Annotated in this window: 14 protein-coding genes; 4 read left to right on the plus strand and 10 right to left on the minus strand. The window is 40.2% G+C overall.

Translation table 11 applies throughout. The annotated features are described in order from the left end of the window. Nucleotides 1-2: 2 nt before the first annotated feature. The 4 genes from ACSFVZ_RS04580 to trhO form a co-directional block, all read right to left on the minus strand. Complete coding sequence (locus ACSFVZ_RS04580; RefSeq protein WP_435558225.1) at nucleotides 3-1,019, minus strand: efflux RND transporter periplasmic adaptor subunit; 1,017 nt, start codon at nucleotides 1,017-1,019, stop codon at nucleotides 3-5. 272 nt (nucleotides 1,020-1,291) lie between these two features. Beyond that, on the minus strand, nucleotides 1,292-1,723 hold the full coding sequence (locus tag ACSFVZ_RS04585) for a patatin-like phospholipase family protein (protein ID WP_138557488.1): 432 nt from the start codon (nucleotides 1,721-1,723) through the stop codon (nucleotides 1,292-1,294). Between the two features lie 143 nt (nucleotides 1,724-1,866). Then, complete coding sequence (locus ACSFVZ_RS04590) at nucleotides 1,867-2,499, minus strand: outer membrane beta-barrel protein (protein ID WP_435558226.1); 633 nt, start codon at nucleotides 2,497-2,499, stop codon at nucleotides 1,867-1,869. Nucleotides 2,500-2,735: 236 nt separating this feature from the next. After that, nucleotides 2,736-3,743, minus strand: a complete 1,008-nt coding sequence (trhO, locus tag ACSFVZ_RS04595) for an oxygen-dependent tRNA uridine(34) hydroxylase TrhO (protein WP_235382082.1) — start codon at nucleotides 3,741-3,743, stop codon at nucleotides 2,736-2,738. A 200-nt stretch (nucleotides 3,744-3,943) separates the two neighbouring features. On the opposite strand from trhO, the gene ACSFVZ_RS04600 reads away from it, so the two are divergent. The 3 genes from ACSFVZ_RS04600 to ACSFVZ_RS04610 all read left to right on the plus strand — a co-directional run bounded on the left by ACSFVZ_RS04600 (nucleotide 3,944) and on the right by ACSFVZ_RS04610 (nucleotide 6,915). Beyond that, nucleotides 3,944-5,263, plus strand: a complete 1,320-nt coding sequence (locus ACSFVZ_RS04600) for a DEAD/DEAH box helicase (protein ID WP_435558227.1) — start codon at nucleotides 3,944-3,946, stop codon at nucleotides 5,261-5,263. Nucleotides 5,264-5,271: 8 nt separating this feature from the next. Beyond that, nucleotides 5,272-6,102, plus strand: a complete 831-nt coding sequence (locus tag ACSFVZ_RS04605) for a CvfB family protein (RefSeq protein WP_253040181.1) — start codon at nucleotides 5,272-5,274, stop codon at nucleotides 6,100-6,102. Between the two features lie 453 nt (nucleotides 6,103-6,555). Beyond that, the gene (locus tag ACSFVZ_RS04610) at nucleotides 6,556-6,915 is read left to right on the plus strand and encodes a DUF2834 domain-containing protein (RefSeq protein WP_435558228.1); all 360 of its coding nucleotides are present in this window, start codon (nucleotides 6,556-6,558) and stop codon (nucleotides 6,913-6,915) included. A gap of 257 nt (nucleotides 6,916-7,172) precedes the next feature. Here ACSFVZ_RS04610 and ACSFVZ_RS04615 read toward each other — a convergent pair whose 3' ends face one another. Next, on the minus strand, nucleotides 7,173-8,078 hold the full coding sequence (locus ACSFVZ_RS04615; RefSeq protein WP_435558230.1) for a LysR family transcriptional regulator: 906 nt from the start codon (nucleotides 8,076-8,078) through the stop codon (nucleotides 7,173-7,175). Between the two features lie 105 nt (nucleotides 8,079-8,183). Between ACSFVZ_RS04615 and accD the strand changes: the two genes are divergently transcribed. Beyond that, nucleotides 8,184-9,050, plus strand: coding sequence for an acetyl-CoA carboxylase, carboxyltransferase subunit beta (gene accD, locus ACSFVZ_RS04620; RefSeq protein WP_435558231.1), 867 nt, complete (start codon nucleotides 8,184-8,186; stop codon nucleotides 9,048-9,050). 352 nt (nucleotides 9,051-9,402) lie between these two features. Here the strand turns inward: accD and pyrF are convergent, their stop codons facing one another. From pyrF to rpsA, 5 genes are all read right to left on the minus strand, one after another. Beyond that, nucleotides 9,403-10,107 (minus strand): orotidine-5'-phosphate decarboxylase, encoded by a 705-nt coding sequence (gene pyrF / locus ACSFVZ_RS04625; RefSeq protein WP_062564454.1) that lies wholly within the window; start codon nucleotides 10,105-10,107, stop codon nucleotides 9,403-9,405. A gap of 32 nt (nucleotides 10,108-10,139) precedes the next feature. Then, the gene (gene lapB, locus ACSFVZ_RS04630; protein WP_135924712.1) at nucleotides 10,140-11,276 is read right to left on the minus strand and encodes a lipopolysaccharide assembly protein LapB; all 1,137 of its coding nucleotides are present in this window, start codon (nucleotides 11,274-11,276) and stop codon (nucleotides 10,140-10,142) included. Between the two features lie 2 nt (nucleotides 11,277-11,278). Continuing rightward, nucleotides 11,279-11,560: a lipopolysaccharide assembly protein LapA domain-containing protein gene (locus tag ACSFVZ_RS04635; RefSeq protein ID WP_054551349.1), complete on the minus strand. Its 282-nt coding sequence runs from the start codon at nucleotides 11,558-11,560 to the stop codon at nucleotides 11,279-11,281. A 20-nt stretch (nucleotides 11,561-11,580) separates the two neighbouring features. Next, the gene (gene ihfB / locus ACSFVZ_RS04640; protein WP_036968575.1) at nucleotides 11,581-11,868 is read right to left on the minus strand and encodes an integration host factor subunit beta; all 288 of its coding nucleotides are present in this window, start codon (nucleotides 11,866-11,868) and stop codon (nucleotides 11,581-11,583) included. 65 nt (nucleotides 11,869-11,933) lie between these two features. After that, nucleotides 11,934-13,601 (minus strand): 30S ribosomal protein S1, encoded by a 1,668-nt coding sequence (gene rpsA, locus ACSFVZ_RS04645; RefSeq protein WP_063528811.1) that lies wholly within the window; start codon nucleotides 13,599-13,601, stop codon nucleotides 11,934-11,936. Between the last annotated feature and the right edge of the window lie 7 nt (nucleotides 13,602-13,608).

The following is a 13,608-nucleotide window of genomic DNA, read 5'->3' on the forward strand; positions in this document are numbered from 1 at the left end:
TATCACTCCTTGGCAAGCGTTGTATCATTCATAAAAGTAAGCTCTTGGTTTGGGCGTAAACGTTGCACGCCTTCAGTAACCAATAAATCACCTTCTTTTAAGCCACCAGATACCAATAACCGACCGGCTAAACGCTGTTCAATTTTAACATCAACACGTGTGGCTTTTTTATCAACACTTTTCCACACGTAAGGGCCCGCGGCTCCCCACATCATGGCAGCTTCAGGAACCACTGCATGCTCTTCACCAAGTAAATTAATATGCACACGAAAACTCATACCAGGCATAAACTGATGAGATTCATTATTTAACTTTGCTTTGGTTCTTAAGGTGCGCGCTTGAGGATTAATACGAGAGTCTAACTGGGCAACTTGTGCGCTGTAAGTTTTGTCGCCTAGCCAAGGGATCACTTCAACAGCTGATTTTTCCTTTAAAACATCAATTGCTGCTTCTGGTGCATTAAAGTTAATGTACAGTGTTGATACATCATCAATCGTTGCAATCGCAGTCTGTGTTGTGATCCGGTCGCCAACTTCTACATCTGTTAGCCCCATCACACCACTAAACGGAGCACGAATTTCGCGGTCTTCACGCTCTGTTTTTGCTTGCATCAACTGAACTTTCGCAAGCTCATGCAACGTTTTTGCATCGTCTAAATCGCTTTGTGGTACAGCACCTCGAGCATGGCTTTCTTCGAGCCGCTTCATTGTTCGCTCTGTGTCATTTAAGGTTATTTGTGCTTCTAAAAGAGCAGCTTGCTGCCTACGCGAATCAAGCTCAAGTAGCAAGTCCCCTTTTTTGACATTGTCACCGGGTTTGAAGTGAACAGCAGTCACTCTGTCCCCAACCGCAGGGTATAAGGTTACAGAACGCACAGCTTCAGCACTACCAACTGCTTTTATTTGTTGTTTTGCTTTTTCAACCGTAACTGATTCAACAACTACGTTTGCAGCCTCAGCGACTGATACGCAACTAATTAAGGCAAGAAAAGTCCATGCATGCAATTTGCCAATTATCAAAAGTGTCACCTAAATAAGAATCGTTTTAATTGTTACGAAGTGTAACAGCTTTGTGATCAATAAAAAGGATGCTTCGTTTAATAAACAAATTGATAAGTTAAAATGAATAATTAGAAATACGGCGCTGATTTTGCCGCATTTCTATCTGTAAAATCGTTTATTTAAGTGAGCTATTTTCAGGCAATAAATCCTTACTGATAGCTAAGTCACTTTAAACGCATGTAGCAACAGGTTTTATCCCTCAAACTGGTTTGTATGAATGCAGATTAATCTTATAAATTAATACAGTTAACTGCAGGCACGGTTTTTAAACGCGCTTCTGAGGCAATGGTCACTTCTACACAACCAGAATTAAGATCAATTTCGTCCTTTTGAATAACAGAAAAACGCCCTTCTTGCTCTGCTCTAAGTGCGTATTCAAAGGCATTGTTGCTACCCTCTGCAATGGCAGTAAAAAGCCCACCAATAATTGCACCGGCTAATGCCCCAGCAACCATATCTTCATGATTGCCATCTAATTCATCGATAAGCCCTATTGCAGAGCCACCAACAATGCCTGTTTTTACATTAGATGACAGTTTTACAGGTTTAACATCTTCAACTTTGGCGTAAAATTTTTTAATCATGACCTGCTGATCGGCTCTATCAACACCTTGTGTCGCGCAGCCACCTAGTAATAATAAGCTCACTAGTAGTTTCTTCATACCCATTTAGTCCTATAAAGTATTGCTGTTAGTTAGAATAATAACTACTTAGTTCGTAAGGGACTGTGAGATATATGTAGGTAAGTGTAAAAAAGCGCACTAACTTATTACTAGGTAACTTAACTAAAAAATCCTCGGGTAAATCAGATCTTAAACACTATTGAAGCAACGATATTATGTGTGTTGCTATCATTAATTTTTGTATTTTCATAATCAAGTGTTAAGGCCGTACCACTAGACAATGCATAACCAATACCTAGCCCGGTTAAAAGTGATACTCCAGAGTCTTTTTGATCAACAATAAAGTAATCATCAGAGAATTTTTGAAGAAAGCTAAAATTACTATCCCAAAGTACACTACCTAAATGCGCCCTAACAAATACATTGCCAGTAATTGGGTATGTACCAAGTAAACGCAGATCAAGTGCATTGGTTTCAAGCCCTCCGCTGTAAACAGAATTTTTAACGACCGTACCACTTTGATTAGTTGTTTCGCTATAGACATTAAATTCGGCTTCGCCAAGCACACTAAAACCTGCTTCTATTGCTAGATATTGATTAAATTGGTAGCCGGCAAATCCTCTAAATCCAGTTCCTGTGTCACTGTAGTCATAACGTAACGGTAAAATTTCTTGCTGTTCTATCAAGGGGATAAAATTAACATCGTAGTAATTTTTTTGAGCAGAAATGCCAATGTAACCAAATTTATTTTCGTTAAGCGCTGAATGAGCAAAAAATGGCATTGAACACATTGCCACCGTAAGTAGTTTGTACATTGTATATATCCTTATACTTCAAACGTTTACTTTTTAAAATTAAGAAAAGATAGTGTTGGAGATGGTATCTAAAATAAATAATCGGCAGATTGTACAGCAATAAGGAACAAATGGTAGCTTTTATAGCAATTACAGTGACTTAATAAACAAAGTAACTATATTTAAAAAGCTAACTAATAAATAATCCATAAAAAAACCCCAGACTATGCTGGGGTTTATAAGAAATTTGCTAAAGGTTACTGTTGGCGCTGTGCTTCTTTTTGCGCTCTTTTAGCTTCTTTACGTTTACGAAGTACTTCTTGCGCTTCGTTACCGATGTGACCTTCGCCACGCGCTTGTGCTAATTCGATTTGCTTTTGACGCTCAGCAAAGCGTGCACGTTGCTCTTCTGTTAGGCTGTCGTGACAGTGGTGACACGAAACACCTTCCATGTATTCAGGCTTTTGCTTTTCTTCTTCAGTGATAGGCATACGACAGGCATGGCATTGGTCGTAAGAGCCTTTTTGTAAGTCGTGATTTACCGCAACGCGGTTATCAAATACAAAACACTCACCTTCCCACATGGTTTCTTCTTTTGGTACTTCTTCTAAGTACTTAAGGATACCGCCTTCAAGATGGAATACCTCGTCAAAACCTTGCTCTTTCATATACGCAGTTGATTTTTCACAGCGAATACCACCGGTGCAGAACATAGCGACTTTCTTATGCTTTGCTGGATCTAGGTTTTCTTTTGCCCATGCTGGGAATTCGCGGAATGTCTTCGTGTTTGGATCAACCGCATTTTGGAAAGTACCAATCTCGATTTCGTAATCATTACGCGTATCGATAAGAATCACTTCAGGGTCTGAAATTAACGCGTTCCAATCAGCAGGCTTAACGTATGTACCCACTACTTCACGTGGGTCAATACCTTCAACACCCATAGTTACGATTTCTTTTTTAAGTTTTACCTTAGTACGGTAGAACGGGCATTCGTCATCGTATGACTCTTTAGTCACAATGTTATCTAGGTTTGGTTGTGCATCTAACCATGCTAATAGGTTATCAATACCTTCGCGCTTAGCAGAAACAGTACCGTTGATACCTTCAGCCGCAAGTAACAAAGTACCGCGTACTTCATTGTCTTCCATCACTTTAAGTAATGGTTGGCGAATAGCTTCAAAATCTGGAAGGGCTACAAATTTGTAGAGTGCGCACACAACAAAGTGCTCGCTGGTTACATTGTCTTTATGAACAGCAGTCATGGTTTTACCTTTTGCCTTAAATGCCCATGTGGGGCGTTAACCGAATCGTAAATCCGGCGCATTGAGGGCGCGTATTTTACGCGAATTAGCGATAATTGCAAAAACTGATGCGAAATAGCTGTGTTTTTACTGTCTCCTAGCGAGGCAAGTACGTTATAATGAACAGGATTTACTAAATTTTGCTCATCGGAGATTACGCATTGCATTTTACTGAACTTGGGATTGATACACGCCTCGAAAAACAACTTGCGCATCAAGGCATCACCCAGCCCACTGACATTCAAGCTCACGCGGTACCAACAGCTATCGCAGGCCATGATATTTTTGCACAGTCAAAAACAGGATCGGGCAAAACGCTGGCGTTTTTATTACCTGCTGTACAGCGTGTAATGAAACAAAAAGCACTCAGTAAACGCGACCCTCGCGTTTTGATCGTTGCGCCTACCCGCGAATTAGCAACCCAAGTATACAGCCAATTAAGACTATTAATTGCCGGCACAAATATTAGTGCCGTTAAAATACTCGGTGGCGAAAACTTTAATGACCAAATTAAGGCGCTACGCAAAGACCCTCATTTTGTAGTGGGCACACCGGGGCGTTTAGCTGACCATTTAAGTCAACGTTCATTACAGCTTTCAGGCTTAGAGCTTTTAATTTTTGATGAAGCTGACCGTATTCTAGATTTAGGCTTTACTGATCAAGTTAAAATGATCAACGAGCTTGCTGATCACCGATTACGTCAAACGTTATTGTTTTCAGCAACGCTTGACCATGCACAAGTTGATGCCCTGTCACGTAACTTATTACGTTCACCAAAACAAATACTGTTAAGTGCTTCTAATGAGCAGCATAGTGACATTACCCAGCAGCTTTATTTAGCTGATCATCTAGATCACAAAGAAGCGCTACTTGAGCACTTTGTAAAACAAGACAATGTCGGACAATGCATTATATTTACCGCAACACGTGCCGATACTCAGCGTTTAAGCCAATTATTAACTGATAAAGGCTTTAAAGCACAAGCACTCGCTGGTGACTTAACCCAAGCCAAACGCCTTGAAATCATGGATGCCTTTAGCCGTGAAAACTTTAAAATCTTAATCACTACCGATGTTGCATCACGAGGTCTTGATTTATTAAGCGTGACCCATGTAATTAACTTTGACCTACCAAAGCATGCTGAAGAGTATGTGCACCGTATTGGTCGTACAGGTCGCGCTGGCTTTAAAGGGACTGCTATTTCGTTAGTAGGCCCGAAAGATTGGCCAAGCTACAAAGCAATTAAAGCATTTTTAAATGATGAATTAAGCTTTTTCACCGTTGATGGCCTTGTTGGTAAATTTAAAGGCCTACGTGAGAAAAAACCACAAACGGTTTGGAATAAAGCAGAGAAAAAAGTCGCTGCAAAGCCTGCTAAACCAAAACGTAAAGCTGCCCCTAAAAAACCGAAAACGCCTATTAAACCACCTATTGATGTCGATGGTTTTTCACCTATGCGTCGTAAGAAAAAACCAGAATAGGAATAATAATGAGCATTCTTGGAACAACCCAAACACTATTCGTTAACGAAATGTCAAACGAAGGCGCCTATTTAGATGGCCGTGACTTAGGTGAAGTATTTTTACCAAGTAAAGAAATTGAATTCGAACTTGAAGCTGGTGACAGCGTGCAAGTATTTATTTATTTAGATCATGCAGGCCACCCAACAGGCACCACAAAAAAACCTTTAGCTGAAGTGGGCGAATATGCTCTACTCCGTGTTAAAGCTATTAATAGCACTGGTGCGTTTATGGATTGGGGCCTCGAAAAAGATGTACTTGCGCCATACAATGAACAAAAGCCAAAAATGAAAGAAGGCTTTTCGTATCTTGTACGCTTATATCTCGATAACGCCAGCCAACGTATTTGTGCATCAAGCAACTTTAATAAGTTTTTATCGAAAGAAGAACCAACTTACTCAACGATGGAAGAAGTTGACTTAATCGTTGCCGGTAAAACAGACCTAGGCTACAAAGTACTCGTAAACGAAGCTCACATTGGTGTGGTTTACTACAACACCGTATTTAAAAAGCTATTTGTTGGCCAGCGATTAAAAGGCTTTATTCAAAAAGTACGTGAAGACGGTAAAATCGACGTACTACTTGAAAAGCCAGGTATGGGCAAAGTAAACGACTTAGGCGAAAAAATCTTAGCTAAATTAAAAGCCGAAGGCGGTGTACTTCACCTTGGTGATAAGTCTGACCCAGAAGCAATTAAAAAGACTTTCTCAACCAGTAAAGCAAACTACAAAAAAGCCATTGGCGGCTTGTTTAAGCAAGGTTTAATCGAGATTGAAGCAACGTCGATTAGATTAAAATAAGTTGCGAGTTGCGAGTTGCGAGTTGCGAGTTGCGAAAGATATTTAATTATCTGAAAGAGTAAAGTGAAAGCTTTACTCTTTTTTTATTTTTTATAGGTTCGATAGCCGTAAACTTTCTAACGCTATTTCGAGTATTTTTCATAGATGTGAAAGTCGGTATTGTGTCATAAGCAGACTTTCCGGATTAACTCATTTCTGCCCCAAGAAGTATTTACGAGAATTTGTCAAAAGAGCGAACTTCAGCCGTTCACAATTGCTTTTCTATTACGTCAAAGTTTATTGCTTGCATATTCAAGAAAATGACCCAATCGCTCGTTTTTGTTCCGTGACAAAAGCTAAAACCACTGTGTTTTAGTAGTATTGGCAATTAGTTAAGAAGTTTGTTACAAATGAGTCATTATGAAAAGCGAATGACGCTGCGGTAGAAAAACGAGCGACTTGCTTGCAATAAACATGTTTGGATTTACAACAAAAATTAACAAGGATGACGAAATGGTAAGGTTTTATCTAATTTTTACTGTGCTAGGTGTATTGCTACCCTATGGTGCGTTTGTTCCTTGGCTAGTAACCAATGGCTTAGAAATAGGTCTTTTGTTCAGTGAAGCGGTCGCAAACCCAATTAGTATATTTGCTTGGCTTGATGTCTTAGTTACGGCGATTGTTTTGTTAGTTTTTGTCATAGTAGATGGCCAAAGACATAAAGTGAAGTATCGATATTTTGCCGTGCTGGGAACTTTATTAATTGGAGTGTCGTTTGGGCTCCCAATGTATCTTTACTTAAAAGAAAAACAATCTCTTCAACCACAGCCCTAACTTCGAGTCAGTCGGATCTGGGTCGGAACATTTATTCCTATTTCCTATTAGATTCATTACACAGTGCAGAGCATAGTACTGAGTTTTAACAAACATTTTTACTATTAGTTGAAAGCTTGTACGCAATTCATCCCAATTTAGTGCATCCTCCATAGTACAACCCGCTGCCTCACTTTTGTACAAAGACTTGCTTAGCCAATCACCTTCTGTAAAAAGTGGTTCAGACAAGTCTTTTTATTGACATCTTTCTTTACTTATCAGCCTCTATCTAAACTTGCTTGGTGCGTTAAATGATCAATAAACACCGAGACCTTTTTTGCCAAGTATTTTCTGGAAGAGTAAAAGGCATACAAAACCAAATCTTCAGGCTCATATTCCATTTTCACTACTTCCAGAGAGCCAGAATCTATCTCATTACGACAGGATTCGGTTGGCAGTATAGCAAAGCCCAGAGCTGCCAATGTGCCAGATTTAGCAAGATGCCCGCTATTGACCTTAAATGAAGACTGAACTTTTTGAGTAATAAGCTCACCTTTAGTATTTTTGAAAACCCAAGGTACTCCATTTAACGCAGTAAAAGTATTGATACACGGGACGTGCTTCAAGTCGGTAATCTGAAAAGGTCTAGGATAGGTCTTTAAGAGTTTTGGCGATGCCACAACAGTACTTGGCCAACGTTTTAACTCCTTAGCTACCCAATTATTATCTTCGAGCTTTCCTCGGTGAAAACTTAATATGATATCAAACCCATCAAGTAAATCCTCTTTCGGGCTGATACTTGTATCGCAACATAGTGAAATTGAGGGATGCTTGGTACAAAAAGACACAACTGCTTGAGCTAAAGCAGGCGAGTCTGGCATTAAAACTCTAAGCTGCCCTATGACTTCATGAGAGTGCAGTTTCACTTCCTCAAGAGCATCATTAAGTTTGTCAAACAAAGGCTGTGTGCGTAAGTAGAGATGTTCTCCTGCATCTGTTGGAGCGATTCGGCGTGTGGTTCGGTTGAATAGTCGTATATCTAGTCTTTCTTCCAGCAAAGCAACATGACGACTGACATTTGATGTTGGCAAACTTAAAAATTCAGCAGCCCGTTTAAAACTGTTGTTCTCATAGACAGAGTGAAAACTTTTTAGCCACTGCTGGTCAATTTTATCAAGCACCATATTTTAATCCCATTTTGTTGGATTATAAAAACAATAAAGCACACTTTATTACCAAAAATAGGTCTATACAATACTTATCACTAAGGTTATATGAAAAGGTTTCCGATGAGTTGGTTAGAAAAACTATTAGATAAGAAGAATATAATCAGTACACGTAAAGCTTCGATCCCAGAGGGAATTTGGACTAAATGCCCATCCTGTGATCAGATCTTATATCGCATTGCCCTCGAAGAAAATTTAGAGGTATGCCCAAAATGCGGTCATCATATGAGAATGTCGGCATGCCGCCGCTTAGACAGCTTTTTAGATAAAGGAGAGCGAATTGAGATTGCGAGTGAGCTTGAACCGAAGGACTTTCTGAATTTTAAAGATCTTAAACGCTACAAAGAACGCCTAGCTCTAGCCCAGAAAAGTACTGGAGAAAAAGATGCCTTAGTAGCGATGAAAGGAAAACTTATGGGCTTACCTGTTGTTGCTTGCGCATTCGAGTTTTCTTTTATGGCAGGCTCAATGGGCTCAGTTGTAGGTGCACGTTTTGTTCAGGCAGTTGAAGCTGCTGTAGATGCAAATTGTGGATTAGTTTGCTTTTCAGCGAGTGGGGGCGCTCGTATGCAAGAGTCTCTGATATCGTTAGTGCAAATGTCAAAAACTAGTGCTGCGTTAAATCGTTTATCCAGTAAAGGCTTACCATATATTTCTGTATTAACAGACCAAACACTGGGTGGCGTTTCAGCGAGTTTAGCCATGCTTGGGGATATTAATATTGGTGAACCTAAAGCAATTATCGGCTTTGCTGGACGACGCGTGATAGAACAAACCGTTCGGGAGAAATTACCCGAGGGCTTTCAGCGGAGCGAGTTCCTCTTAGAGCATGGCGCTATAGATATTATTATGGATAGGCGTGAGATGCGTAAACGAGTTGGTGGATTGCTGGCTAAAATGACAAATACAACTATTCCTTTAAACCCATAATTTATAGGTTCTGTAACGAAGCAGAGCTAGCTAACTGGATAAAGCTCACTCTAATATGTATAAAACCATTTAGAGGTATTCAAAGTTATAAAGCCATTTATGCCTAGAACTTTCTATTGCGACCACCGCTAATAAAAGTAGTCTTAGACGTTTTTGGATACAAAAAGTTACCTGAAAGCAGGATTGTAGAGCATTTACCTTAAGTCGATTCTATCAAAAAACGAGTTTGCCCGCTCGTCTGTTTTTCGCTGAATATTTTTTTGAAATCGCCACAAACAAAAAGAGCACTGTATTTAGCGCGATATAAATCACACATACAATGCTCTTTAAAGACTATTTAAAAATAACGAGGTTATTTTAGTGAGTCGTTAATTTCTTTTAGTGTTGCAACTGGGTCTGCCGATTGGGTGATTGGGCGGCCTACAACTAAATAGTCGCTACCATCTTCTACGGCTTGTTTAGGTGTCATGATGCGCTTTTGATCACCTGCATCGCTGCCTGCTGGGCGAATACCTGGGGTAACCAGTTTAAAGTCTGCGCCTAATTCAGCTTTTAGCTTTTTCGCTTCTTGCGCTGAGCACACTACCCCATCAAGGCCTGACTCTTTAGCAAGTTTTGCTAGGTAAATTACTTGCTCTTCTGGCGTTTTATCTACACCTAAACGAGTAAGCTCTGCGGCATCCATACTGGTTAGTACAGTTACTGCAATCAGTAATGGAGCATCATCACCAAACTGCTCTAAAGCTTGTTTTGCTTTGGTCATCATTTCAACGCCACCAGAGGCATGCACGTTAACCATCCACACACCCATTTTTGCAGCTGCGGTTACAGCTTTAGCCACTGTGTTTGGAATATCGTGAAATTTTAGGTCTAAGAATACATCAAAACCTAAGTCGATTAGTTCCTTAACAAAGCTAGGACCAAAATACGTGAACATTTCTTTGCCTACTTTAAGGCGACACGTATCAGGCGATAATTGCTTTACAAACGCAAGAGCTGTTTGTTGATCATCGTAATCAAGGGCAATTAATACTTTTTTTGAATCTTCGACAGACATAACTTTCCTAAAAACTAATGGACTAATATGAATTAAAAACCGTCTATGCCACGGCTTGGAACAATTGTTTCCCAGTGCTTACACGATGGACATACCCAATAAATGGTATGACTGGTAAAGCCACAGTGCTGGCACTGAAAATCAGGTTTGGTTGCGATATAAGACGTTACTAGCTTATCAATTTGATCGAGTACATCTTTAATATCGTTATTTTGCTTGGCAAGTAGCTGTAATAAAAAGCTAAAGCCACGAATAGTCGGATGACGCTTTAAACTATCCGTTAAAAATTTGATTGCTTGCTCAATATGGCCTTGTTCAAGTAAAGCTTGGCAATGTTTTATTTTTATTAATACACCACCTTTATCGAGCAACTCGTTGAGTAACTCATGAAATTGGTGGGTTAGGTTTAATTTTTGATAACTAACTGCAAGCTCTTCAATAAATACCGGCGCAAAAAATGTAAATTGGCTAATAAGCTCGCGCCAATAATAAATTGCTTTTACATAATCTTCATTGGTAAAGGCACTGTGGCCAAGCTCATACAATGGGCGAATGGCTTTATGGTTTAAGCTTATGGCTTTACGCATAATTTGCGTATCGTTATCTTGTAAGGCTGCTTCGCAGTAAAAATTAGCAATGGCTTTCACATGCTGAGGTTTAGTAAATAAATCACTGTGTGCCTCGAACATGTTAATGCCCTTTTCCCATTCACGTGTTTGTGAATAAAGGTTAATAATTGGCTCTAGTGCCTCTTTATGCCCTGCCTTTACAAGCCAGACTAAATGCTCTTCTGCGCCGTCTAGCAAACCTGCCATAATATAATCTTCAGCAAGTTCTAGGCGACTGGTTGCAGCTTGTTGTTCATCAAGGCTTGGATGTTTTAATAGCAGCTCATGAATTTTAATTGCGCGATCAAGCTCGCCGCGACGGCGAAACATGGTGGCCAATGTTGAATAATGCTCAACTGAGTCAGCTGCAACTTCGAGTAGATTAATAAGGTGTTCTAAGCCCTGGTCTTCTTCTCTGTCTAAGAGAAATTTAAGGCCTTTAGAATATTCAGAGGTAATTTGGCGGTTAAGCTGATGAGCTTGGTTTTTAGCGCTGTTTTTGCCCATTATCCAACCGTAACCGGCTGCAACGGGTAAAAGTAAAAACAGAAGCTCAATCATGATTAGGTGTCTTTATTAGCAACAAGCTTTTTATTGTTTTTTTCAGGCGCTAATTTCTTCTTTAAGCGATAATTCTGCCACTTTAACTGAGAAAACAGTGTAAAGCTTATAAAACAACCAATTGCGACACCTAAAATAAAGCAGATACTTATTACAACAGCTAGGGGTAAGGTATTACTGGCGATTAAATAATTGATTTGCACCAATTGTGGATTCTGTGAACCAAGTACAAACGCAATAAATAAACACAGCGCAATTAATACAATTTTTAATACCCTAAACAAGTAACTACTCCTGTATAAAACTAGGCAATACTCGCATTTACGCGGTCACGTAATTCTTTACCTGGTTTAAAATGTGGTACGTGCTTACCGTCTAACTCAACTGTTTCGCCAGTCTTTGGATTACGACCTGTGCGAGGAGAACGATAATGCAATGAGAAACTTCCAAAGCCACGGATCTCGATGCGATCTGAGCTAGATAATGAGCCGGCCATTTGTTCAAGAATTTCTTTAACGGCATTTTCAACATCTTTCACAGGGATGTGTGCGTGTTGCTCAGCAAGTTGTTCTATCAATTCTGACTTAGTCATAGCGTTTCCTTAAAGAGTGGTAAAGGAAGGGCAAAGCTGCCCTTCCAATTTAAAAAGACTAGATATTAGTCTTTTTGAGCATTTTTGAATGCTGCAGCCATAGCGTTTTCGAACGCTGGCTCTTCTTTCTTAAGCTTCTCTAGTACTTCTTTCTCTTCAGCTTCGAAAAGAGCTTTAACAGATAAGCTTAAAGTGCGGTTCTTACGATCAACACCAACGTATTTCGCTTCGATTTCGTCGCCTACAGAAACTACAGTAGTAGCATCTTCAACGCGCTCTTGAGCGATATCAGCTACACGGATGTAACCTTCAACGCCTTCGATTAGCTCAACAGTTGCGCCTTTCGCATCAACTTCAGTCACTTTACCTTTAACAATAGCACCTTTTTTGTTTGCGTCCAGGTAGTTATTGAATGGGTCAGCTTCGATTTGTTTAACGCCTAGAGAGATACGCTCACGCTCTGGGTCAACTTGTAATACGATAGCAGTGATTTCGTCGCCTTTCTTGAATTCACGTACAGCTTCTTCGCCTGGCGTGTTCCAAGAAATGTCTGAAAGGTGAACAAGACCGTCAATACCGCCTTCAAGACCGATGAAGATACCGAAGTCAGTGATTGATTTGATCTTACCAGTAACTTGGTCGCCTTTGTTTTGTAGACGAGCAAATTCTTGCCATGGGTTAGCAATACATTGCTTAAGACCAAGAGAAATACGACGACGCTCTTCGTCGATTTCAAGAACCATAACTTCAACAGTGTCACCTAGTGAAACAACTTTTGAAGGGTGGATGTTCTTGTTAGTCCAATCCATTTCAGAAACGTGTACTAGACCTTCTACGCCTTCTTCGATTTCAACGAAACAACCGTAGTCAGTAAGGTTAGTTACACGACCAGAAAGCTTAGAACCTTCTGGGTAACGACCAGCGATAGCTGCCCATGGATCTTCGCCAAGCTGTTTAAGGCCTAGAGATACACGAGTCTTTTCTTTGTCGAATTTAAGAACTTTAACTGCGATTTCGTCGCCAACATTAACGATTTCTGAAGGGTGCTTAACACGCTTCCACGCCATGTCTGTGATGTGTAGTAGACCGTCAACACCACCAAGGTCAACGAACGCACCGTAGTCAGTAAGGTTCTTAACGATACCTTTAACTTCTTGACCTTCAACAAGGTTAGCAAGAAGCTCTTCACGCTCTTGTGAGTTTTCTGATTCGATAACTGCACGGCGAGAAACAACAACGTTGTTACGTTTTTGGTCAAGCTTGATTACTTTGAACTCAAGCTCTTTACCTTCAAGGTGAGTTGTGTCACGTACTGGACGAACATCAACAAGTGAACCAGGTAAGAATGCACGGATTGAATCAACTTCAACAGTGAAACCGCCTTTAACTTTACCGTTGATAACACCAGTAACAGTCTCTTGCTCTTCACATGCTTTTTCTAAGCGGATCCACGCTTCGTGACGCTTCGCTTTCTCACGAGAAAGGATAGTTTCACCGAAACCGTCTTCGATTGCGTCTAAAGCTACATCTACTTCGTCGCCAACAGCAACTTCTAGTTCACCAGCAGCATTTTTGAATTGCTCAGCAGGGATTGCACTTTCAGATTTAAGACCAGCATCAACAAGTACGATGTTGTTCTCGATTGAGATAACTGTACCTTTAACGATAGAGCCTTGCTCTGCTTCAAAACCCTTTAGGCTTTCTTCAAATAACTGCGCAAAATTTTCTGACATTATACGT

The sequence above is a fragment of the Pseudoalteromonas nanhaiensis genome, assembly GCF_051235485.1.
Taxonomy (GTDB): domain Bacteria; phylum Pseudomonadota; class Gammaproteobacteria; order Enterobacterales; family Alteromonadaceae; genus Pseudoalteromonas; species Pseudoalteromonas lipolytica_C.